At 69.2% G+C, this 21,639-nt stretch carries 19 protein-coding genes; 14 read left to right on the top strand and 5 right to left on the bottom strand.

Annotation, left to right across the window (positions count from 1 at the left end):
• Positions 1 to 90 precede the first annotated feature (90 nt).
• Together ACOOHF_RS07185 and ACOOHF_RS07180 are read left to right on the top strand one after the other, a co-directional pair.
• Positions 91 to 963 (top strand): sugar phosphate isomerase/epimerase family protein, encoded by an 873-nt coding sequence (locus ACOOHF_RS07185; protein ID WP_420463983.1) that lies wholly within the window; start codon positions 91 to 93, stop codon positions 961 to 963.
• Entirely contained in the window at positions 956 to 1,900 is a 945-nt protein-coding gene (locus tag ACOOHF_RS07180; protein ID WP_420463982.1) for a hydroxypyruvate isomerase family protein, read from the top strand. The genes ACOOHF_RS07185 and ACOOHF_RS07180 overlap by 8 nt, the downstream gene beginning before the upstream one ends.
• Before the next feature lie 28 nt (positions 1,901 to 1,928).
• On the opposite strand, the gene ACOOHF_RS07175 is transcribed toward ACOOHF_RS07180, so the two are convergent.
• Positions 1,929 to 3,257: an NTP/NDP exchange transporter gene (locus ACOOHF_RS07175; RefSeq protein WP_420463981.1), complete on the bottom strand. Its 1,329-nt coding sequence runs from the start codon at positions 3,255 to 3,257 to the stop codon at positions 1,929 to 1,931.
• Between the two features lie 112 nt (positions 3,258 to 3,369).
• Here ACOOHF_RS07175 and ACOOHF_RS07170 point away from each other — a divergent pair, with 112 nt between their 5' ends.
• The 11 genes from ACOOHF_RS07170 (at position 3,370) to ACOOHF_RS07120 (ending at position 16,794) form a co-directional block, all read left to right on the top strand.
• Positions 3,370 to 4,737, top strand: coding sequence for an NTP/NDP exchange transporter (locus tag ACOOHF_RS07170; RefSeq protein WP_419934324.1), 1,368 nt, complete (start codon positions 3,370 to 3,372; stop codon positions 4,735 to 4,737).
• Entirely contained in the window at positions 4,730 to 5,566 is an 837-nt protein-coding gene (locus tag ACOOHF_RS07165; RefSeq protein WP_420463980.1) for a glycerophosphodiester phosphodiesterase, read from the top strand. The genes ACOOHF_RS07170 and ACOOHF_RS07165 overlap by 8 nt, the downstream gene beginning before the upstream one ends.
• Positions 5,553 to 6,788 (top strand): DNA polymerase IV, encoded by a 1,236-nt coding sequence (gene dinB / locus ACOOHF_RS07160; RefSeq protein ID WP_420463979.1) that lies wholly within the window; start codon positions 5,553 to 5,555, stop codon positions 6,786 to 6,788. Before ACOOHF_RS07165 ends, dinB begins: the two co-directional genes overlap by 14 nt.
• 2 nt (positions 6,789 to 6,790) lie before the next feature.
• Positions 6,791 to 7,249, top strand: coding sequence for a PH domain-containing protein (locus ACOOHF_RS07155; RefSeq protein ID WP_420463978.1), 459 nt, complete (start codon positions 6,791 to 6,793; stop codon positions 7,247 to 7,249).
• Positions 7,250 to 7,256: 7 nt separating this feature from the next.
• Positions 7,257 to 7,844: an HDIG domain-containing metalloprotein gene (locus ACOOHF_RS07150; protein WP_420463977.1), complete on the top strand. Its 588-nt coding sequence runs from the start codon at positions 7,257 to 7,259 to the stop codon at positions 7,842 to 7,844.
• A gap of 55 nt (positions 7,845 to 7,899) precedes the next feature.
• Entirely contained in the window at positions 7,900 to 8,016 is a 117-nt protein-coding gene (locus ACOOHF_RS07145) for a methionine/alanine import family NSS transporter small subunit (protein ID WP_419934319.1), read from the top strand.
• A gap of 8 nt (positions 8,017 to 8,024) precedes the next feature.
• The gene (locus ACOOHF_RS07140) at positions 8,025 to 8,993 is read left to right on the top strand and encodes a TonB family protein (RefSeq protein ID WP_420463976.1); all 969 of its coding nucleotides are present in this window, start codon (positions 8,025 to 8,027) and stop codon (positions 8,991 to 8,993) included.
• Between the two features lie 51 nt (positions 8,994 to 9,044).
• On the top strand, positions 9,045 to 12,914 hold the full coding sequence (gene carB, locus ACOOHF_RS07135) for a carbamoyl-phosphate synthase large subunit (RefSeq protein ID WP_420463975.1): 3,870 nt from the start codon (positions 9,045 to 9,047) through the stop codon (positions 12,912 to 12,914).
• A gap of 554 nt (positions 12,915 to 13,468) precedes the next feature.
• The gene (locus ACOOHF_RS07130) at positions 13,469 to 14,785 is read left to right on the top strand and encodes an argininosuccinate synthase (protein WP_419934314.1); all 1,317 of its coding nucleotides are present in this window, start codon (positions 13,469 to 13,471) and stop codon (positions 14,783 to 14,785) included.
• A gap of 21 nt (positions 14,786 to 14,806) precedes the next feature.
• Positions 14,807 to 16,306 carry an argininosuccinate lyase gene (argH, locus tag ACOOHF_RS07125; RefSeq protein WP_420463974.1) on the top strand — a complete coding sequence of 500 codons (1,500 nt, stop codon included), beginning with the start codon at positions 14,807 to 14,809 and terminating at the stop codon, positions 16,304 to 16,306.
• A 5-nt stretch (positions 16,307 to 16,311) separates the two neighbouring features.
• The gene (locus tag ACOOHF_RS07120; protein ID WP_420463973.1) at positions 16,312 to 16,794 is read left to right on the top strand and encodes an arginine repressor; all 483 of its coding nucleotides are present in this window, start codon (positions 16,312 to 16,314) and stop codon (positions 16,792 to 16,794) included.
• Positions 16,795 to 16,872: 78 nt separating this feature from the next.
• On the opposite strand, the gene ACOOHF_RS07115 is transcribed toward ACOOHF_RS07120, so the two are convergent.
• From ACOOHF_RS07115 to ACOOHF_RS07100, 4 genes are all read right to left on the bottom strand, one after another.
• Complete coding sequence (locus tag ACOOHF_RS07115) at positions 16,873 to 17,466, bottom strand: hypothetical protein (RefSeq protein ID WP_420463972.1); 594 nt, start codon at positions 17,464 to 17,466, stop codon at positions 16,873 to 16,875.
• Positions 17,467 to 17,537: 71 nt separating this feature from the next.
• Positions 17,538 to 18,077, bottom strand: coding sequence for a glycosyltransferase family 2 protein (locus ACOOHF_RS07110; RefSeq protein WP_420463971.1), 540 nt, complete (start codon positions 18,075 to 18,077; stop codon positions 17,538 to 17,540).
• A 30-nt stretch (positions 18,078 to 18,107) separates the two neighbouring features.
• Positions 18,108 to 19,652, bottom strand: a complete 1,545-nt coding sequence (locus ACOOHF_RS07105; protein ID WP_419934310.1) for an amidohydrolase family protein — start codon at positions 19,650 to 19,652, stop codon at positions 18,108 to 18,110.
• A complete protein-coding gene (locus ACOOHF_RS07100) occupies positions 19,649 to 21,058 on the bottom strand; it encodes an FAD-binding oxidoreductase (protein ID WP_420463970.1) in 1,410 nt (469 codons plus the stop codon). Before ACOOHF_RS07100 ends, ACOOHF_RS07105 begins: the two co-directional genes overlap by 4 nt.
• A gap of 102 nt (positions 21,059 to 21,160) precedes the next feature.
• Between ACOOHF_RS07100 and ACOOHF_RS07095 the strand changes: the two genes are divergently transcribed.
• The gene (locus ACOOHF_RS07095; protein ID WP_420463969.1) at positions 21,161 to 21,637 is read left to right on the top strand and encodes a DUF2269 family protein; all 477 of its coding nucleotides are present in this window, start codon (positions 21,161 to 21,163) and stop codon (positions 21,635 to 21,637) included.
• Positions 21,638 to 21,639 lie beyond the last annotated feature (2 nt).

Genomic DNA, 21,639 nt, shown 5'->3' with positions numbered 1-21,639 from the left:
TTCCGCCGCGAACGGTCATAATATCCGACGCCACCGCCCGTGCGAAGACCATCGTTCGACGGAGACGCCGGCGAGCGACATATTCCGGGCATGGACAGACGAAGATTTGTGGAGAATTCTCTTGGCGCGGGACTGCTCCTCACCTGCGCCGGGCGCACGGCCGCCAGCGGCCGACCCCTCCCGGAAGCCTGGGGGCTCCAGCTCTACACCGTGCGATCGCTCATGGCGAGCGATGTGGAGCGGACGCTCGCGGACGTCGCCCGCATCGGGTACGGGGAAGTCGAGTTCGCGGGCTACTTCGGCCGCACCCCCGCGCAGATCCGGGCGGCGCTCGACGCGGAAGGGCTCACCGCGCCCGCCGTGCACCTGTCGCTGGGCGAGTTGCGGACCGGCTTCGAGGCCCACGCCGAGGCCGCGGCCGAAGTCGGGCACAGATATCTGGTCCTCCCCTACCTGGCGGGCCCCGAGCGGCCAGGCAGCGGTGGCGGCGAGGAGCCGACCGCCGTCGTGGCCGGATACCGGCGCCTCGCCGACGAACTCAACCGGATCGGCGAGCGGTGCGATCAGGCGGGGCTCCGCTTCGCCTACCACAACCACGACTTCGAGCTGCAGGCGGTGAAAGTGGACGAAGAAGAGGTCCGCCCCCTCGACGTCATGCTCGAGAACACGGACCCCGATCTCGTCCGTTTCGAGGTCGATCTGTTCTGGCTCGTGCACGGCGGCGGCGACCCGCTCGACTATTTCTGGCGCCATCCGGGCCGCTTCGAACTCTGTCACGTGAAGGACCGCACCCCACGCGGGGAGATGGTGGACGTGGGCGCCGGGGTGATCGACTTCGAGGGCATCTTCGAACGCGACGGACAGGCGGGCCTGATCCACTACTTCGTCGAGCACGACTCGCCCCCCGATCCGACCGCCTCAGTGCGCGCAAGCTACGAATACCTGGCGTCCTTCAATGGCTGACCCGGCCGCCCCGCGGGGAGAGGCGCTCCAGGGCGGGAGGCCGCTCAGCCGCCGGGACGCCCTGCGGGCGACGGGAGCCGCCTCGCTCGGCCTGCTCGTGCAGGGCGCGGCGAACCCGGCTTCGGCGCGGGCGGCAAACCCGGCGCCCGGGACGGCAGGGGGCGCGCCACTCGAGGGCCGGATCACGCAATCCGTGGCGCGCTGGTGCTTCGAGGAGATCCCGCTCGTCCCCTTCTGCCGCGGCGTGGCCGACATGGGTCTCATCGCGATGGACCTGCTGACGGTCGAGGAATGGCCGGTCGCGCACGATCACGGGCTCACCGTGTCGTGCGGCGATGTCGCGGCCGGCACGATCGAGGACGGCCTCAACGAGCCGCGCAACCACGCGGGCATCATCGAGGCCTTCGAACGCCATATCCCGCACGCCGCCCGGGTCTCGGTGCCCAACGTCATCTGCTTCTTCGGCAACCGCCGCGGGATGGACGACGGCGTGGGCATCGAGAACTCGATCCGCTGCCTCCGGGAGTGTGCCCCGATCGCGGAATCCGAGGACGTGACGATCCTCGTCGAGGCCCTCAACTCGAAACCCGGCGGGCACGTCGACTACATCGGCGACCACATGGACTACGCGCTCGACATCATCCGGGCCGTCGACTCGCCGCGCGTGAAGATCCTCTACGACATCTATCACATGCAGATCATGGAAGGGGACATCATCCGCACGCTGACGGCTGCGAGCCCCTGGATCGGCCACTACCACACGGGCGGGGTCCCGGGGCGGGCCGAGATCGACGACTCACAGGAGTTGAACTACCCCCCGATCGTGCGTGCCATCGCGGACACGGGCTTCGAGGGCTACATGGCGCACGAGTTCATCCCCCGGAGCGGGGACCCGCTTCGGTCGCTGCGGGAGGCCGTCGAACTCTGCGACGTCTGACCGCGGGCGGCCGGGTCTCCGGGCGCGGCTATCCGGCCTCGGCGTGAGACCGGGCCGGCCCACTTCCCGCCAGCACTGACTGCTTCTTCCCCAGCCACAGCGCGACCGCCAGCCACAGCCCCGCCAGCGGCACCATGGTCAGCGCCAGCGCCGAGCTTCCGAGCCCGAGCGCGCCCAGACCGGCGAACGACCACACCCCGATCTGGTCACCCGCCCGGTACACGAACAGGTCGTTGAAGTTCTTCGCCTTGTACTTGTCCCGCCGCGGGAGGACGGTGTAGAGCACCTCTCTCGTCGGCACCGCCAGCGCGAAGTTCCCCGCCCGCCGCAGCACCTGGAATGCGACGAACACAACGAACACCGGCGCCGCACCCAGCGCGAGGAAGCCGAGGATGCTGATGACGGGCAGGATCCCGATGGTCAGCCGGACGCCGAACCACTTCAGCAGCCGTCCGGTCAGAAACAGTTGCGTGCACAGGGTGAGCACGTTCACGGAGAGATCGATGCGCGCGAAGACCGAGGTCCGCTGCGCGGCCGTCGCGAACGTTCGCGAGACGATGTCCGCCTGGATGTTGTACAGGAACGTGGAACCGATGGTGAAAAGCAGCATGAAGGCGCCGATCCCGAGCAGGTAGGGGGACGCCAGCACGCGCCGGATCCCTTCCAGCGCGGAACCCCCGATCACCGGCTCCGCTTCGTCCAACCGGGAGCCGTGCCCCGTCCCGCCCGCGCAACGGGCATCGAGCGCCTTCAGGCACAGGACCGCGCCCTCGAGCAGCACCACCGAGAACAGGAGGAGGGTGGCGGGCGACAGGAACCCCACCAGAAACGCCGTGATGGAGGAGCCGACGATCCCCCCCACCGTGCCGCCGACGCCGATGAGGCCGAACAGGCGCCGACTCTGACCCTCCCGGAAGATGTCGGTCATGAACGACCAGAAGACGGAGACCACGAACAGGTTGAAGACGCTGATCCAGACGAAGAACGTCCGGCCGACCCACACCGAAGCGGTGCCTTCGGGTACCAGGCTCAACAGGACGTAGTAGATCAGGAGATTCAGCATGAAGAAGCGGTAGGTGACCGTCACGAACCGCCGCCGGGTCCACCGGGACACGACCGCCGCGAAGATGGGGTGAACCAGGAGCATCCCGACCAGGGTCCCCGTGAAGAGCCAGGGGATGTTCTCGACCCCGCCGGCCACGGCCATCTCCTCCCGTATCGGCCGGATCACGTAATACGCGGAGAGGATGAAGAAGAAGTAGAGGCCGGAGAGCAGCACGAGCCCGGCTTCCTCCGGATGGGCGCCGGTAAGACGCCCGGCGACCGTGCGCGGCCCGCTCTCCGGGGGCGAGTTCATGCGGGGCACGTTGCGGGGTGGCGAGTCACGTGTCGCTGCTTGCCGGCCGATGTCGGTGGATGGAGAATGGGACTCTGCCCAGAGACTTCGGAACCTAACGAGGAGAGCCAACGTGGCCAGCTTCGGGGAGCGGATCCTGAACATGAGGCGCGGCGAGTTGGGCCTCGCGCTGCTCTCGGCGCTTTTCTTTTTCCTCGTCCTTTGCGGCTACTTCTTCCTCCGACCCGTGCGGGAGGCGATGGGGGTCGCCCGCGGGATGGACGACCTTCGCTGGTTGTTCGCCCTCACCTCCGTGACGTCGCTCGCCGCGGTGCTCGCCTTCGGCGGCGTTGTGGCGCGAACGAACCGCCGGCGCTTCATCCCGGTGGCCTATCTCTTCGTCATCGCGTGTCTGATCGGGTTCGCGACGCTCCTCATCCAGGACGCGAGGGCGGGCGGCGGGTTGATCGGCACCGACGCGGAGACCGGTCTCGCACGGGGCGTCGGATACACCTTCTACGTATGGCTGAGCGTCATCAATCTGTTCTCGACCAGCGTGTTCTGGGCCTTCATGGTCGATGTGTTCGACGTCGACCAGGGGAAGAGGATGTTCCCCTTCATCGGGATCGGCGGCACCCTCGGGGCGCTCGCCGGGGGGCGCGGCGCGAGTCTCATCAGCGGCCTCACCGAGAGTCCGTACCTGCCCGCCGGCCTCATGCTCATCGGCGCGGCCTGCTTCGCGCTGGCGATCGCCACCATGCTGATCCTCGACAAGAGGGCCGGCCGATCCGACCTCTCGCCGCTGGAGGCGGTCGGGCCGGCGGCGAGCGGGGGTCCGAGCGCGGAAAGCGGTAGACGCGGCGGCTCGAACGCCCGGATCGGGGGCGGGGCCCTGGAAGGGGTGCGGGCCGTGGCCACGTCGCCGTACCTGCTCGGCGTCGGCCTCTGGGTCGTGTTCATGGCCGTGTCGAACACGTTGATCTACTTCACCCAGGCGAACGTCATCCTCGGATCGACGGATACGTTCAGCCAGCGGGTCGGGAGTTTCGCCGACTTCGACTCCCTGGCGCAGTTCGCGACCCTCCTGACGCAGGTCTTCGTCACGACCCACCTGATCCGGAAGCTGGGCGTCGGGTGGACGCTCGCCATCCTGCCGCTCGTCACGGTGCTCGGTTTCGTGGTGCTGGCGGCGTGGCCCGTGTACGGCGTGATGCTGATCTTCCAGGCCGTCCACCGCGCGACGCGTTACGCCATCTCGCGCCCCTCCCGGGAAACGCTGTTCTCGGTCGTGGCGCCCGCGGAGAAGTACAAGGCGAAGCCGATCGTCGACGTCTTCCTGTATCGCGGCGGCGACCTCGCCGGTGCCGGCATCGACAGCCTGCTCGCGCTCCTCGGCCTGGGGCTGGCCTGGGTGGCCATGTCGACCGCGCCGCTGGCCGGCATGTGGATCGCGCTCTCCGTCGGGCTCGGGCGGGCGCAGGCGCGGCGGGTGGATGCCTGACCCCCCGGCGCCGGTCCTGCCCGACGACCTGTTCGGTCCCGGGTCCCCGCTACGGGTCATCGGTCACCGGGGCGCCGCGGCGTTCGCTCCCGAGAACACGCTCCCTTCGTTCGAACACGCGGTCCACGTCGGGGCCGACGCGGTGGAACTCGACCTCCATCGGAGTGCGGACGGCCACCTCATGGTCATCCACGACCCGAATCTCCCTCGCACCACCGACGGGACCGGGCCGGTGGAAGACCGGACGCTGGACGAACTGCGGGCTTTCGACGCCGGGTACCGCTTCACCGCGGACAGAGGGAAGACGTTCCCCTTCCGCGGAGAGGGGGTCCGGATCCCCACCCTCGAGGAGGTGCTGGAAGCGCTGGGCGACCTGCCGGTCGTGGCCGAGATCAAGTCCGCGGCGGCGGGACACGCGCTTGGGGACTGGCTGCGCCGGAATCCGGGGCGGGAGCGGATCCTGGTCGGCGGGTTCGAGCGCGAGGAGGTGGAACCGGCGAGCCGGGAGGCGCGCTGGCGCTGCGCGTATCAGGACGAACTCCGGGCGTATGTGCTCCTCGGCAAGCTCGGCCTGGGCCGTTCGTTCGCGCCGGCCGCGTGCGACGCCGCCATGCTTCCGGAGCGGCAGGGCGCCGTCCGCATCGTCACGCCGCGCTTCGTGCGGCGAGCGCACGCGGACGGCATGGGCGTCTTCGTGTGGACCGTGAACCACCCCGACGACATGCGGCGCCTCCTCGCGTGGGGCGTGGACGGGCTCGTGAGCGATGCGCCCGGGCGGGCGCGCCGGATCCTGGACGAGATCGAGGTGGGGGGAGATGCCGCAGCCTGAGCCGCGGACGCGCACCGTCCTCCACGTCGACATGGACGCCTTCTACGCGGCGGTCGAGATCCGCGAGGACCCGTCGCTACGCGGGAAGCCCGTCGTCATCGGCTCGGACCCGAGGAACGGCAGGGGGCGGGGGGTCGTCTCGACGGCCAACTACGAGGCGCGGCGCTACGGCGTCCACTCGGCGCTCCCGATCTCGCAGGCGTGGCGCCGCTGCCCGGGGGCGGTGTACATCCGCCCCCGGATCGGGTTCTACGCGGAAATCTCGGCCCGGATCTTCGACATCTTCCGCTCCTTCACCGACCAGGTCGAGACCCTGTCTCTCGACGAGGCCTTCCTCGACGTCACGGCCAGCCGGCGGCTGTTCGGGGACGGCCCCGAGATCGCCGCCCGCGTCAAGCGGCGCATCGCACGCGAGGAGCGGCTGACCGCGTCGGTCGGCGTGGCGGCGAGCAAGTACGTCGCCAAGGTGGCGAGCGATCTCGAGAAGCCGGACGGCCTCGTGGTGGTGCCGGCGGGCACCGAACGCGAGTTCCTCGCGCCCCTCGAGGTGTCGCGGCTGTGGGGCGCCGGCCCGAAGATCCAGGCGCGGCTGGCCGGGCTCGGGCTCGAGACGATCGGGAAGGTGGCCCGCCTGGACCCGACCGCCATCGAGAGGTCGCTCGGCCCCAGGCTGGGCCGCCGTCTCCACGACCTCGCCAACGGACGCGACGCGCGGCGGGTCAACCCCGCCGCCGGCCGGAAATCGCTCGGGAAGGAAATCACCTTTCCGGAGGACGTATCGGACCGGGACCGCGTCGAGAACACCCTGCTGGGGCTGTGCGAGGGCGTTGCAAGGGGGCTCAGGCGGCACGGAATCGCCGGGCGCACCGTGCTCCTGAAGCTCCGCTGGGACGGCTTCGAGACGCACACCCGGCAGCGCACGCTCGAACGGCCGGCGGATACGACGGAGGCCATCTGGCCCGTCGCCCGGTCGCTCTTTCGCGACGCCGACGACCCCCGGCGGCAGGTGCGGCTCATCGGCGTGAGCCTGTCCGGCTTCGACCAGCCGGCCGCCGAACAACTCGCGCTGCTCGATGAAGAAGGCGGCGCCCCCGCCGCTCCGGCCGGCGGCGAGCGCCCCGAACGCCGCCTGGCCGAGACGATGGACACGCTCACGGAGCGCTTCGGCCGCGATGCCCTGAAGCGGGCCGCGCTCCTCGACTCCCAACCGAGAGGTTCGTAGCCATGCAGACCTTTCCGATCCCGCCGGCCTCGGGCCGGGGCATCATCTGGTTCTTCATCATCGTCATCGTCCTCCTCATCGGCGTGACCCTCATGCTGGGGTGGGCGGCCTGGTCCACCCGCCACAGCCGCGCCGAGGTCTCTCCGGACGGTCTGAAGCTGGTGGGGGATCTGTGGGGGCGCACGATCCCTCTGGACCGCCTCGAACTCGACGAGGCCCGCGTCATCGATCTCCGCGGCGAACCGGACCTGGTTCCGCAGCGGCGGACGGCGGGGACGGCGCTCGGAGGCTATTCCTCCGGCTGGTTCCGGCTCCGCAACGGGGAGAAATCCCTCCTCTACCTCACGGACCGCCGGAGGGTGGTGTACATTCCCACCCGCGACGGGTACTCGCTCCTCCTCAGCCAGAGCGATCCCCGCCGCTTCCTCGAGGCGCTGCTGGAGGCAACCGGAGGAGGGTGAACCACCGATGATCCCGAAGCGGGATGAAGCGCTCGCGCTCGTCCACGAATACACCTCGAGTCCCGGGCTTCGCCGCCACATGCTGGCCGTGGAGGCGGCCATGCGCGCCTACGCGCGGAAGTACGGGGAGGACGAGGAGCGCTGGGGCAGCGCGGGACTCCTGCACGACTTCGACTACGAGCGCTGGCCCAACAACGACCACGCGCCCGACTCGGGACATCCCTCCAGCGGCGTCGCCATCCTCCGGGACATGGGGGTGGACGAGGACATCCTCGACACGATCCTGGCGCACGCGGACTACACCGGCGTCGAGGCAACTTCCCTGATGTCGAAGACGCTGCGGGCGGTGGACGAACTCACCGGCTTCATCACCGCCTGCGCGCTCGTTCGGCCCACCCGGCTCGATGGGATGAAGACCCGCTCGGTGCGAAAGAAGATGAAGGACAAGGCGTTCGCCGCCGCCGTCAGCCGCGAGGAGATGGCGGAGAACTGCGGCGAACTGGGCGAGGACATGGGCGAGCACATCGCCTTCGTCATCGCCGCCATGCAGCTTGCAGCCAATGATCTCGGTCTGAACGGCCCCGCCGCCGGCTGAACGACCGGCGGCTCAACGACGCGGGGCGCGCCGCCCGCTGCGGAGGTGAGCGACCATGACCACGACGACGATAATCATGATGATCGTCATCCTCGGATTCGTCTGGGGAGGACTCGCCTTCCTCGCGTCGATCGCCTGGCGGAGGGAAGGCGCCAAACGCAAGCAGAGCTAACGGTACCCATGCCGGGACCCGTGAACCCCGCGAACCGGCCGAGGCGCCGGGGTATCGGCGTTTTCGCGGTGATCCTGGCGGTGCCGGCGATCGCGTCCTGCTTCCTCCCGCGCATGATGCAGCCGCCCGAACCCGCGCAGAGTCCGCCACTCGGGCAGGTGGCCGAAGGTCCGGCCGCCGCGGAGGATCCGCCCGCGGAAGCTCTCCCGCCGCGGACCGAGGCGGTGGCGCCCACGCAGGAACCGCCGCAGGAGCCGGAGGAACCCCTCGTCTCCCCGGAGATCGCCGCCATCATCGACTCGATAGAAGCCGCCGTCGCGGACTCGATCGAGGGGGGCGGGCGGGACTCCGTCACCGCCGTATCACGCGAGGCCGGGGCCGCGGCGCGACGTGATTCGATGCTGGCCGCCGCACGGCGGATCTCGCGCTCGGTCGCCGCGCGACGCGACTCGCTCGCCGCCGCCGGAAGGCGTGACTCGGCTACCGCGGCCGCCGCGGCGCTGAGAGACTCGACGACCGCCGGCCGGCGGGACTCCCTCGCCACTGCCACCCGTGGCGACTCCCTGGCCGCCGCCCAGCGTGACTCGATCGCGGCCGCCGCCCTGCGTGATTCCGCGGCAGGGCCCGATGCGGAGACGGAACTGGCGCAGCTCCGGGCGTCGGGGCCCACCTACATCTCCTACGACGAGGGTCCCCGCCTCGTATGGGACACCGAGGCCGAGGCGCTGCTCGCCACCACCCTTCTCCCGGTGATCCGCTCAGAGGACCTCGACGCGGGCACGGCGGCCAACCTCTGGCTCCTGGTCCGGGCCGATGGGCGCGTCGACGCCATCGTGGTCCAGACCTCGTCCGACAACACCGCGTTCGACTCGGCGGCGGAGCGGGCCGCACGCGCCCTGATCTTCGCTCCCGCCCTCCGTGACGGACGTGCGGTCCCACTCTGGATCCTGCGAGAGATTTCGCTCCTCATGAGGTAGCCCCGCCGGGGGGCTGCGATCTCCCATTCGAGCGGATAGCTTGCGCGCCCGATGCCACGCCGCGACGACATCTCCTCGATTCTCCTCATAGGCTCCGGACCGATCGTCATCGGCCAGGCCTGCGAGTTCGACTACTCCGGGACGCAGGCCTGCCGCGCGCTTCGGGAGGAGGGATATCGGGTCATCCTCGTGAACTCGAATCCCGCCACGATCATGACGGACCCGGACATCGCCGACGCCACCTACATCGAGCCGCTGACGGCAGACTGGGTGCGGCGGGTGATCGAGGTCGAGAAACCCGACGCGCTCCTCCCGACCATGGGCGGCCAGACCGCGCTCAACGTGGCGCTCGAACTCGCGGAACTGGGGGTGCTCGACAAGCATGGCGTCGAGCTGATCGGCGCCGACGTGCGCGCGATTCAGCTCGCCGAGGACCGCGAGCAGTTCGCCGAGGCCATGACGCGGATCGGGCTCGAACTGCCGGCGGGCGGCTTCGCCCGCTCGCTCGACGAAGCGGTGGCGCTAGTCGAGGAGACCGGCTTCCCCGCCATCATCCGTCCCTCCTTCACCCTCGGGGGGACGGGCGGGAGCACCGCCTACAACCGGGAGGAGTTCGAGGACCTCGTCCGCTCCGGTATCCGGGCGTCGCCGATCGGAGAGGTGCTCATCGACCGCAGCGTCATCGGCTGGAAGGAGTTCGAGCTGGAGGTGATGCGGGACCGGGCGGACAACGTCGTCATCGTGTGCTCGATCGAAAACTTCGACCCCATGGGCGTCCACACCGGAGATTCGATCACGATCGCTCCGGCCCTCACGCTCTCGGACCGCGAGTACCAGGCGATGCGGAACGCGGCGATCGCCTGCATCCGCGAGATCGGGGTCGACGCGGGCGGCTGCAACATCCAGTTCGCCGTTCACCCGACGACGGGGCAGATGCTGGTCATCGAGATGAACCCGCGGGTGTCGCGAAGCTCCGCGCTGGCCTCGAAGGCCACCGGGTTCCCGATCGCGCGGATCGGGGCCAAACTCGCCGTCGGTTACCGGCTCGACGAGATCCCGAACGCGATCACGCAGGTGACGCCCTCCTGCTTCGAGCCGGTGCTCGACTACATCGTGGTCAAGATCCCGCGCTTCGCGTTCGAGAAGTTCCCGCGGGCGGACGCCACGCTGGGCGTACAGATGAAGGCGGTCGGCGAGGTGATGGCGATCGGCCGGACGTTCCAGCAGGCCTGGCTCAAGGGGTTCCGGGCGCTCGAGAACGACCGGGCGGGGTGGCTGCCCGCCCCGGAGCCGGACGGGGACCGCCTCGAGGACGACCGGACCGACACGGTGCGGGCGGCGATCCGCACCCCGACGCCGGAGCGGCCGTTCCAGCTCTACCGCGGCTTCCAGGCCGGCCTCTCCGTGGCCGAGATCCACGACATCACGGGGATCGACCCGTGGTTCCTCTCGCAGCTCGAGCAGCTGGTGCGCGAGGGCGAGGCCTTCGTGGCCGCCGCGGACCTCGCCCCGGAAGACCTCCAGCGCATGAAGCGCATCGGCTTCGGCGACGCGGAGATGGCGGCGTTGCGCGGCATTCCGGAGGCCGAGGTGCGGGAGGCGCGCAGGGCGGCGGGACTGGTGCCCGTCTACAAGACCGTCGACACCTGCGCGGGTGAGTTTCCGGCCGCCACACCGTACTTCTATTCGACCTACGAGGACGAGAACGAGTCCGAGCGCTCGGACCGGCGCAAGATCGTCATCCTGGGCAGCGGTCCGAACCGCATCGGCCAGGGCATCGAGTTCGACTACTGCTGCGTCTCGGCTTCCCTCGCGCTCCGCGAGGAGGGGTTCGAGACGATCATGATCAACTCGAACCCCGAGACGGTCTCCACCGACTTCGACATCTCCGACAAGCTCTACTTCGAGCCGCTCACGGTGGAGGACGTGCTCGCCATCGTCGAGCAGGAGAAGCCCGAGGGCGTCATCGTCCAGTTCGGGGGACAGACGCCGCTCAACGTGGCCCGCAAACTGGAGCAGCTCGGCGTCCCCATCCTCGGGACGAGCGTCGAATCGATCGACCGCACGGAGGACCGGCGCCGGTTCGACGAGTTGTGCCGCGAGCTGGGCGTGCCGATGCCGCCGGGCGGGACCGCGACGAGCATCGACCAGGCGCTGAAGATCGCGGAGGAGATCGGGTATCCGGTCCTCGTACGGCCCAGCTACGTGCTGGGCGGCCGGGCGATGGAGATCGTGTACGACCCGACCTCGCTGCGGGAGTACTTCGCCCGCGCCGTACAGGCCTCGCCGGAGCACCCGGTGCTCCTGGACCGGTTCCTCGAAGACGCGTTCGAGGCGGACGTCGACGCGGTGTGCGACGGGGAGACGGTAGTGATCGGCGGGATCATGCAACACATTGAGGACGCTGGCGTCCATTCGGGCGACTCGGCCTGCGTCCTGCCCCCCTATCTGCTGCGTGACGTCGACATGGACGCGATGCGGCGTTTCACGCGCGCCTTCGCGCTCGCGCTCGACGTCCGGGGGCTCATCAACGTACAGTTCGCGGTCCACCAGAAGACCGTCTACGTGATCGAGGTAAACCCGCGGGCGAGCCGGACCGTGCCCTTCGTGAGCAAGGCGACGGGGGTTCCGCTGGCCCGGGTGGCCGCCCGCGTCCTCGCGGGGGTGAAGCTCGCGGACCTCGGCCTCGGGGATGAACTCGTGCCCCACCAGGTCTCGGTGAAGGAGGCCGTGCTCCCCTTCGACAAGATCCCCGACGCGGACACGGTGCTCGGGCCGGAGATGCGCTCCACCGGGGAGGTCATGGGGTACGCGGACAGCTTCGGGATGGCGTTCGCCAAGTCCCAGATCTCGGCCTATCAGGGGCTGCCGACCGAGGGGGCCGTCGCGATCACGGTGCACGACGAGGACAAGCCGAACATGGTGCCGATCGCGCGGCGCTTCCACGAACTCGGCTTCGACATCCTCGCAACGGAGGGCACGGCGAAGTACCTCCGGACGCGGGGCGTGCCGTGCAGACGGATCCTCAAGGTGCACGAGGGGCGGCCCAACCTCCTCGACCGCATCGTCTCCGGCGAGGTGCAACTGCTCCTGAACACGCCGCTCGGCAAGCACGCGCTGCATGACGACTACATGATCCGACGGGCGGCCGTGTCCCGCCGCGTGCCGTACACGACGACGCTCTCCGCCGCATCGGCAGCCTCCGACGCCATCATCGCGCTTCGACACCGCCGCCACACCGTCCGCAGCCTCCAGGCCCGCGACGCAGGGGACGAGGGGGAAGAAGGACTCGGCCGAGCCACCGGTTCCGCCTCCAATCTTGCCAACAGGATTACGAGCGGGGCTGAGCGCAGCCCCCATACACTTGGCCACGCCGTCGAGAAGGTGTGGCAGAATCTTGCTCCGCGTAAGGTAGGTCGCGAAGACGCACGGTCGGGTCTAGCGATGCAGGTAGCGCTCGACGCCATCCGGTCGGAGGATGGGAAGCTTTCGGTGATCGGCCTATCGACATTAGGGTGGGGACGCTGCCCGCCACGCATTCGCAGTATCCCTGGTCTTGCGGTTGACTGCCGAGTCCCGAGACGGGGCCATCCGATCCAGATAAGGTGTATGGACGCAGGGCAACGGCCTTCTGACGATCAACGGAAAGGTCACGCCTCATCCGCCCCCGCACCCCGAACGGTCGATCAGATCGGGCATGAGGTTCGAGAAGTATGGCGGCTACTCATTCGCGATTTTTATCGATGGCGACCTCAAGAAGACAGCTACAGGTTGTGGAACTTGCACCACCTAGTGGGGAACGAGGCTCCTCCAACGCACGAAGGTTGGGTGGAAACGTGGAGCGGCTCTACGAGGCGGGTTCGAGAAATGGGAAGGCGCGAAGCACACCCGGTGTTGTCTCTCTGCGATTCCTCGGCATAGGTCGATCTCTCCAAGGTACGTTAGCACGGCGCTTCGGCTCATTGAGGAGTACAAGTCTCAGTCCAAGGAAGGCAAGAGAAGGAGGGCACAATGAAGAGTTTGGAGCATTACGGCGTTGCCCTACACCGAGTACGCCGCTGCGAGAAGGACTGTGATGGCGAAACGGGTCGGCCTGGGTAGAAGAGCTCCCGGTTGCGAGACGCATGCCGATACCAAGGAGGAGGCTCTTGTCGAGCTCCAGGACGCAAAGCGCGTCTACCTCGAGGGACTCCTTGAACACGGCGTTTCTCCGCCTTTGCCCAGTTCCAGCGTGTGGGAAGTGACCGTGCCAGATACTCCTGCCTCGATCCGTATCGGCCACGGGACACCCGAGGGGCCCAACATTTCCTTTACGTATCCCCCCGCATCCGCTAGAGGAGGCTGTCCCCGCTTGAGCATTGAATTGACCCTTGCCTGACCGTATCGGAAGCTGATCCGGTAGACTTGATGATTATGCAAGAGGTTGTATGTAATCGGTGGACGAAGATCGTAACTACCAGATCGGGATCGAGCGAATGAAGAAGGCAGACGCGAAGCGGGTCGCACTGGCGTACTCGGGCGGCCTCGACACCTCGGTGATGATGACGTGGCTGAGGGAGAACTACGGCTGCGAGGTCGTGGCGGCCATCGTGGATGTGGGCCAGAAGGAGGACTTCGCGGCGATCCGCGACAAGGCGCTCTCGACGGGCGCGATCGCGTGCCGCGTGGTGGATCTCCGCGAGCGGTTCCTGACCGAGTGCGCCTTGCCGGCGCTCAAGGCGGGGGCCGTGTACGAGGGCCGCTACCTGCTCGGGACCTCGCTGGCCCGGCCGGTGATCGCGGCGGCGCAGGTCGAGGTCGCGCGGGAGTTCGACTGTGACGCCGTGGCGCACGGTTGCACCGGGAAGGGCAACGACCAGGTCCGGTTCGAACTCGCCTACCAGGCGCTGGCCCCCGATCTGACCGTCATTGCACCGTGGCGCGAGTGGGAGATCACGTCGCGGGAGGACGCCTTCGCCTACGCCGCGGAGCGCAACATCCCCGTGCCGGGCAGTCCGAGGAAGCTGTACAGCATCGACCGCAATCTGTGGCACACGTCCTTCGAGGGCGGCATCCTCGAGGACCCGGGCGCGGCGGCGCCGGACGACCTGCGCGAGCTGACGGTGGCCCCGACCGAGGCGCCGGATACGCCGGAAGACGTCGTCATCACCTTCCGGCGGGGGGTTCCCGTCGGGGTGGACGGCGTACGGTTCGATCCGGTGGACCTGGTGGGTCGCCTCAACGAGCGGGCCGGAGCCCACGGCGTGGGGCGCGTCGACCTCGTGGAGAACCGGCTCGTGGGGATGAAGAGCCGCGGGGTGTACGAGACGCCGGCCGGGACGGTCCTGCTGGCGGCGCTCGCGGACCTGGAATCGATCACGCTCGACCGCGACACGGCGGGCTTCAAGCGAAGCGTGGGCGACCGGTACGCGGAGCTGGTCTACCAGGGCCTGTGGTTCTCGCCGCTACGCGGCGCCTTCGACGCGTTCCTCGATCAGACGCACGAGACGTCGACCGGCGACGTGACCATGCGGCTCTTCAAGGGGCAGGCGACAGCGGTCGCGCGCACGTCTCCGTTCTCGCTGTACCGGGAAGATCTCGCCACGTTCGAGGAGGACTCGGTCTACGACCAGGCGGACGCGGGCGGGTTCGTCCGGCTATGGGGACTACCCTCGAGCCTGGCCGCGCGAGTCCGGGCCCAGGTTTCCGTCGACGCCGGCATCGCCGGCGACATCGCCTCCGGGTTGGGGGCTCACGCCCCGGCGACCCCGCCGAAGCGAGCCGGCCGACCGCTGGCATCCGTTCGAAGCTAGAAAGCCCTGGGTAACCGGCCCGTGGCGTCCGACGTAGACGGACCCGACACGGGGACGCCCGGCGACGTTCTCTGGAGCGGGCGCTTCGATGGCCCGCTCCATCCGGTGATTCACGAGTTCACCGGCTCGCTGCACTTCGACCGCCGGCTGGTCCGGCACGACCTCCTCGCCAGTCTTGCGCACGCGCGGATGCTGCGGGAGACGGGGATCCTGGACGAGGAGGACAGCGACCTCATCCTGTCCGGGCTGTCCCGGATGCTGACGGAGGTGGAGACCGGACGGCTCGAGGTCGAGGGGCCCGACGAGGACGTGCACAGCTGGATCGAGCGCACGCTCGTCGAGCGCGTGGGCGAGGCCGGCAAGCGGCTCCACACGGCGCGGAGCCGGAACGACCAGACGGCAGTCGCCCTGCGGCTCTACGTGCGCGAGCGCCTCGAGGACCTCCTCGCCGGAGTGGCCGGGATGCAGCGCGTGCTGACCGGGCAGGCGGCCGCGTACCGGAAGACCTTCCTGCCCGGCTACACCCACCTGCAGCGGGGCCAGCCGGTCAGCCTCGCACACCACCTGCTGGCCCATGTGGTCGCGCTGCGCTCCGATGCGGAGCGGCTCAAGGCCGCGCACGACTCGGCGGGGGTATCGCCCCTCGGGGCGGGGGCGCTGGCGGGCTCCTCGTTCCCCATCGACCCGGCGCGCTGCGCGGCCCTCCTGGGATTCGACCGCACCTTCGCGAACAGCATGCACATCGTGGGCGACCGCGACTACGTGCTCGACGCGGCCTACGCGTGCGCGCTGCTCCTCGTGCACCTGTCCCGCTGGGCGGACGAGATCGTCCTCTGGTCCACGCGGGAGTTCGGCTTCATCGAACTGGACGACTCGGTGTCGCAGGGCAGCAGCATCATGCCGCAGAAGAAGAACCCGGAGGCGGCGGAGATCCTGCGCGGCAAGTCGGCGCGCGCGATCGGCAACGTGACGGCGCTGCTCGCGCTCGTGAAGGGGCTTCCGCTCACCTTCAACAGCGACTTTCAGGAAGACAAGGAGCGGCTCTTCGACTCGCTCGACACCGCGGACTGGTCGCTCGCGGCCGCCATCGCGATCGCCCGCGGGGTGGTGTACCGGACGGATGCGATGGAGGCGGCGCTGGCCGGCGGCATGCTGACGGCGACCGAACTCGCGGACCACCTCGTCCGACGCGGCGTTCCGTTCCGCACCGCGCACCACCAGGTCGGCGAGGCGGTGCGGATCGCCGAGGGGGCGGGCGTGGAGCTGTGGGATCTGGACCTCGAGACGCTGCGGGCGTGCTGCCCCATGGCGGGGGACGACGTGCACGAGGTGTTGCGGCCGGAAGCCGCGGTCACCGCGCACGACTCGCCGGGCGGGCCGGCGCCCGGTCGCGTGCTGGAGCAGCTCCAGACCGCCGACCGGGAAGTGGCGGAACTGGAGCGCTGGCTCGATGACCGCCCGGACCCGCCGATCCGCCGCGCCTATCTCGAGGAGCGGCTGCTGGACGAGGTGCTGGGATGAGGCCCATGCTCCGTAGAGCGCGTGAGCGCGCGATCCTGCGCATCATCGACGAACGGCCGATCCAGACCCAGACCGAACTCGTGGGGGCCCTCGCGCGCGAGGGCGTTTCGACGACCCAGGCTACGCTGTCGCGGGACATTCAGCGCCTCGGAATCGTGAAGCTGCCCGGAGCCGCCGGGCCGCGATACACCCGTCCCGGGCCCGAGAGTGCGCCGCCGAACCCCCGGCGCGTGCTGGAGACGGCCCTGAGCGAGTTCGCGCTGGAGATCGGCCCGGGCGACGCGCTGCTCGCGATTCGCACGCTGAGCGGCTGCGCCAACGCGGTCGCGGTCGCGATCGACGAGTCCGGCATCGATGGCGTCGTCGCGACGGTCGCGGGAGATGATTCGATCCTCGTGCTGTGCCGGGATGCCGGCTCAGTCCGGTCTCTGAGTCGCCCTACCCTATCTCAAGCACTCGAGGAGTCAGCGTCCCTGCATCGGTCTTAAGCCAATTGAAAGTTCAATCTTCAATTGGCTTAACGCTTCACAGGGCCTCCCAAGGGCCGCCAGACGACCTCTCGCTCCCTACGGTTGGCCTCCCATTCTTTCTGCGCCTCTTCCCGGCCGAACCCGCGCCGCGCGCAGCTCCGACAGAGGGACCGGAGGCCCTCCCCACTCGACCCCGCGCACCATGGCGAGAATCGTGGAGCGCAACAGTGCGTACGCCACGATCACGATGGCGAGCGGAAGGAGGAGGCCGGTCCACCAGGGGTAGGCGTCATCCCTCAGTACGGTCATCGCCGGCAGCCAGCTGGCGAGCAGGCTGGCGGCGAAGACGGCGGCGGGCGCGATCTCGCCGGTCGCCCACAGCAGCGGCGCCAGCACGATGGGAGCGATCGCAAGCCACAACAACCCGGCGCTGGCGACCAGCGCCTCCGAGAGACGGTAGTTCCGGGCGGCGAAGAGGTTCTTCTCCGTCCCGCGAATGAAACCGCCGAGGGAATCGTACCAGGGGCACGAGATCATCGCTTCGCCGTTGAGGAAGTCCGACCGCAGCCCCGACGTCTTCACGAGTTGACCCATCCTGAGATCTTCGTCGGGCCGCAGAGCGACGCTTCGGTGGCCTCCGATGGCCCGGTACGCGTCGGCGCGCATGATCGTATAGGCGCCGACACCCATGAAGGCCGAACTCCGAGGATCGCGGACCTTCCAGAGACGGAGCGTAGCGGAGATGCAGAGGCGGAGGGCCATCATGGAAGCCCGAAGCATGCGGCCGCTGACCACGATTCCGGGGCCCGCGCTGAGATGGTCGAGGCGCTCGCGCATGAGATGCCGCACACCGAGCGCCACAGCTTCCGGTGCGAAGCGGATGTCGCCATCGGTGAAGAGCAGAAGCTCCCCACAGCCGCGTCCGCACCCCGTTGGGCGGCGTGGTTCTTACCGAACCAGCCGGCGGGAAGTTCCTTCACTTCGATCACCGAGAGCCGGTCGTCGTCGCCCGCCAACCGTACGGCGATCTCGCCCGTGCGGTCCTCGGAGCGGTCGTTCACGAAGAGGACCTCGAAGTCCGGGTAGCGGAGGGCGAGCAGTGAGCGGAGCGCCTCCTCCACCGACCGCTCCTCGTTCCTGGCCGCCACGATCACGGAGAGACGGGGAGGCGGGGGATCGTCCGCGCGGGGAGGCGCCACTTCCTCGAGGCGGAGAACCTTGAGTTCGCTGTAGATGACGGTCAGCGCGATGCCCGCCCAAACGACGAGCGTGACGGCTGCGAGCGCGAGGGGAAACGTCACCGCGGGGACGAGGTTCGGGAGAGCCGAGCGCTACCGCGTGCCGCTGGTGATCGGCTGGCCCGGGTAGACGCCCGGCACGATCTCTCCGTCCCGGACCACCGCGGTCCCTTCGACGAGGACGTACATGACGCCCTCCGACGGCGCCGCCGGATCCGCGTACGTCGAGCGGTCGATGATCGTCTCCGGATCGAACACGGTGAGGTCCGCGTCCGCACCGACCTGCACCCTGCCCTTCCGCGCCATGACCGGGGCGAATCCCTCCACCCGCTGCGCCGGCAGGATCGTCATCTTCGCGAGCGCGTCCATGAGGCTCAGCGCGCCACGCTCGCGGACGTAGTGTCCGAGGACCCGCGAGTACGTCCCGGCCCCCCGCGGATGGATCGCTGTGTACAGGTAGGGGATCCCGTCGCTCGCCACGATGACGTCGGGCTGCGCGACGATCCACTCGTTCGTCTCCTCGTTCCTCCCGTGGATCACGACCCAGCCGCCCTGCTCCCGGTAGCGCCGGAAGCTCTCGGCGTTGAGCCGCTCCGGCGTCCCCGACCACTGCAGACGGCTGTACTCCTCGTCGGTCAGACCCTCCCACGAGTCGAACAGGGCGGACTCGATCCGCGTCGAGCCCGCCGTGTAGGGGTAGGACTCCGTGGTGATATCGATCCCCCGCTCGCGGGCCCCGCGGATCATCTCCAGCGTCGTGCGCGCCATCTCGTCCGCGCTCGAGTTCATGTGGACGATGTGGAGCGAGGCCCCCGTCGCGAGCGCGTTCGCGATCACCTCCTGAAAGGCGCCCAGCGTCCCGCCCGAGTTCTCGCCGCGGATGTGGACGTAGGCCGGGGCCCCCTGCGCGGCCGCGAGCTGGAAGGCGCGGTAGATCTCCGTCCGTGACGCACCCGGCGTGTACGTGATCCCGAACCCGATCCCGAGTCCGCCCTCCTGCAGACCGGAGGCCATGAGTCCGTTGAGTTCGAGGAGCTGATCGTCATCGAGCGCCCCGTACACCGCCTCGGACTCGAAGGCGCTGGCTTCCCCCGGCGGCGTCATCGTCGAGTGGCCCACGTCCACGCCCGTGATCAGCTTCACGCGCGCGCCCGGGTGGCTCACGGTCGCTCCGAAGTGGATGGGCGCCGTCCCCTCGCGTGAGGCGACCCATTCGGCCATCGGATACACCCCGATTTCCATCTCGAGCGCGGTGGTCACGCCATCGAGCGCCTGCAGCTTCGCGCTCACCGTGTCCTGTCCGTGCGCGTGCAGGTCGACGAACCCCGGCGCCACGACGAGACCCGACGCATCGATCGTGTCCCGTCCCGCGACGCCTCCCTCCGCTACGGCCGTGATCCGTCCGTCGGAGACCGCGACATCGCGCATGGCGTCCAGCCGCGTCTCCGGGTCCATGACCCGGCCGCCGAGGATGACGAGGTCCGCGACCTCTCCCGCCCCCACCGCCTGTTCCCCGCTCTCGGGGGAAGCGCATGCCGCGAAAGCGAGGGTCACCAGCCACGCGGTCACCAGCCCCCACGCCGTCCGCCGGCCACCCTCCGTTCGCCGGTCACGCCCGACGCCGCTGTCGATCGTCATGCGACCACCTTTCCCGGGTTCATGAGGCCTTTCGGGTCGAGCGCCTGCTTGATGGAGCCCATGACGTCGACCGCCTCGCCGTGCTGCGCCCTCAGGTACGGGATCTTGCCGTACCCGACCCCGTGCTCGCCGGTGCACGTCCCTCCGACGGCGATCGCATGCTCGATCATGCGCGTGTTCACCCGCTTCGCCCGGGCCATCTCCTCGGCGTCGTCCGGGTCGATGATGAACAGGACGTGGAAGTTGCCGTCCCCCGCGTGCGCGACGATCGGCGCCAGCAGGCCCTCGGCGTCGATGTCCTCGCGCGTCTTGAGGAGACAGTCGGCCAGCGACGAGATCGGGACGCAGACATCCGTCGCCCATCCGCGCGCTCCCGGCCGCAGCGCGAGCGAGGCGTAGTAGGCCTCGTGCCGCGCCGCCCACAGCCGCGACCGCTCCTCGGCCCGCGTGGCCCACTCGAAGTCCGTCCCGCCCAGTTCCTTCGCGATCGCGGCAACCTCTCCGGACTGTTCCTCGACCCCGGCGGCCGTCCCGTGGAACTCGAAGAAGAGCGTGGGCCGCACCGGATAGTCGAAATCCGAGAAGCGGTTCACCGCGTCCATCTGCACGTCGTCAAGCAGTTCCACGCGGGCCACCGGCACGCCGCTCTGAATCGTGTAGATCACGGCGTCCACGGCGTCGGCCAGCGTCGGGAAGGAGCACACCGCCGAGGCGATCGCCTCCGGAATCCCGTGCAGCCGGAGCAAAACCTCGGTGATGATGCCGAGCGTCCCCTCCGAACCCAGGAAGAGCCGCGTGAGGTCGTAGCCCGCCGATGACTTTCGCGCCCGCCCGCCCGTCCGGATCACGGTCCCGTCCGCGAGCACGACGGTCAGTCCGAGCACGTTCTCGCGCATCGCGCCGTAGCGGACGGTGGTCGTCCCCGAGGCGCCCGTCGCCGCCATGCCGCCCAGGCTGGCGTCCGCGCCCGGATCGATGGGGAAGAAGAGGCCCGTCCCCTTGAGGTGCTGCTCCAGCCCCTTCCGCGTCATCCCCGCCTCGACGCGACAGTCCATGTCCTCGGGGTTGAGTTCCACCAGGCGCGTCAGCCCGCTCGTCGCGATCGTCACCCCGCCGCGTAGCGCGGCCACATGCCCCTCCAGCGAGGTCCCGGCCCCGAACCCGATGACGGGGACGTCGTGGTCGTGGCAGGCGCGCACGATCGCCGACACCTCGGCGGTCGTCTCCGGGAAGGTCACCGCGTCGGGCGGCTGGTTGGCGTGGAACGACTCGCCCTCGCCGTGCTGGCGGCGCATGGCTTCGCCGGTCGTGAACCGGTCGCCGAGCTGCTGCTCGAGTTCGCGCTCGAGCGACGCGGGGAGCGCCGTCTCCATCGTCTGCGTAGCCGTCCGGGTAACTGTGCTCATGCCGGACGTTGCCCGCCGACCCCATCGTTCGTCAAACGCGGCCGCTCAAGCGCCCGGGCCGCGTCCCTTGACCCGTGCCCTCGCGGCGCGGACTTTGGCCGCATGGACATACGCGGAATCATGCTGTTCCTGCACCTGATCGGCCTCGCGCTGTGGTTCGGGGTCACCCTGTCGATCGCCCTGTTCGCCGTCCGCGCGAACCAGACGGGCGACCGAACCATCATCGCGTTCGCCTACCGCGCCAGCCACCGGCTGCTGAGGGGCCCCGGGCTCCTCGGCATGCTGCTGACCACGATCGCCGGCTTCGGTCTCGCCGGGATGGGTGGCTACGGAGTCTTCCGGCTCACACCGCACTGGCAGTTCCAGATGCAGGTGCTCGGCCTGATCGCCTTCGCGCTCGCTGTGGCGATCCAGATCCCCAACTCGGGAAGGCTCGCACGCGCGGCGGAAGCCTCCGCCAACGCCGGCGAGGATAGCGCTTCGTTCGTTCGCTTCCGGAAGACGAACGCGATCGTGGCCTCGATCAATGGCGCGCTGATCCTGATCGTGACGGTGCTGGGTACCATCCGGCCCATGTAGCC

This window comes from Candidatus Palauibacter sp., from assembly GCF_965216145.1.
Lineage (GTDB): Bacteria > Gemmatimonadota > Gemmatimonadetes > Palauibacterales > Palauibacteraceae > Palauibacter.
Note: the sequence above shows the minus strand (reverse complement) of the source record. Positions and strands in the feature narration are given on the sequence as shown.

Coding starts and splice junctions, on each gene's coding strand:
- ACOOHF_RS07140 (WP_420463976.1), top strand. CDS start 8,025: ATGCCGGGACCCGTGAACCCCGCGAACCGGCCGAGGCGCCGGGGTATC.
- ACOOHF_RS07180 (WP_420463982.1), top strand. CDS start 956: ATGGCTGACCCGGCCGCCCCGCGGGGAGAGGCGCTCCAGGGCGGGAGG.
- dinB (WP_420463979.1), top strand. CDS start 5,553: ATGCCGCAGCCTGAGCCGCGGACGCGCACCGTCCTCCACGTCGACATG.
- ACOOHF_RS07105 (WP_419934310.1), bottom strand. CDS start 19,652: ATGACGATCGACAGCGGCGTCGGGCGTGACCGGCGAACGGAGGGTGGC.
- ACOOHF_RS07175 (WP_420463981.1), bottom strand. CDS start 3,257: ATGAACTCGCCCCCGGAGAGCGGGCCGCGCACGGTCGCCGGGCGTCTT.
- ACOOHF_RS07100 (WP_420463970.1), bottom strand. CDS start 21,058: ATGAGCACAGTTACCCGGACGGCTACGCAGACGATGGAGACGGCGCTC.
- ACOOHF_RS07115 (WP_420463972.1), bottom strand. CDS start 17,466: ATGGGTGTCGGCGCCTATACGATCATGCGCGCCGACGCGTACCGGGCC.
- ACOOHF_RS07095 (WP_420463969.1), top strand. CDS start 21,161: ATGGACATACGCGGAATCATGCTGTTCCTGCACCTGATCGGCCTCGCG.
- ACOOHF_RS07150 (WP_420463977.1), top strand. CDS start 7,257: ATGATCCCGAAGCGGGATGAAGCGCTCGCGCTCGTCCACGAATACACC.
- ACOOHF_RS07130 (WP_419934314.1), top strand. CDS start 13,469: ATGAAGAAGGCAGACGCGAAGCGGGTCGCACTGGCGTACTCGGGCGGC.
- ACOOHF_RS07185 (WP_420463983.1), top strand. CDS start 91: ATGGACAGACGAAGATTTGTGGAGAATTCTCTTGGCGCGGGACTGCTC.
- ACOOHF_RS07165 (WP_420463980.1), top strand. CDS start 4,730: ATGCCTGACCCCCCGGCGCCGGTCCTGCCCGACGACCTGTTCGGTCCC.
- carB (WP_420463975.1), top strand. CDS start 9,045: ATGCCACGCCGCGACGACATCTCCTCGATTCTCCTCATAGGCTCCGGA.
- ACOOHF_RS07120 (WP_420463973.1), top strand. CDS start 16,312: ATGCTCCGTAGAGCGCGTGAGCGCGCGATCCTGCGCATCATCGACGAA.
- ACOOHF_RS07145 (WP_419934319.1), top strand. CDS start 7,900: ATGACCACGACGACGATAATCATGATGATCGTCATCCTCGGATTCGTC.
- ACOOHF_RS07155 (WP_420463978.1), top strand. CDS start 6,791: ATGCAGACCTTTCCGATCCCGCCGGCCTCGGGCCGGGGCATCATCTGG.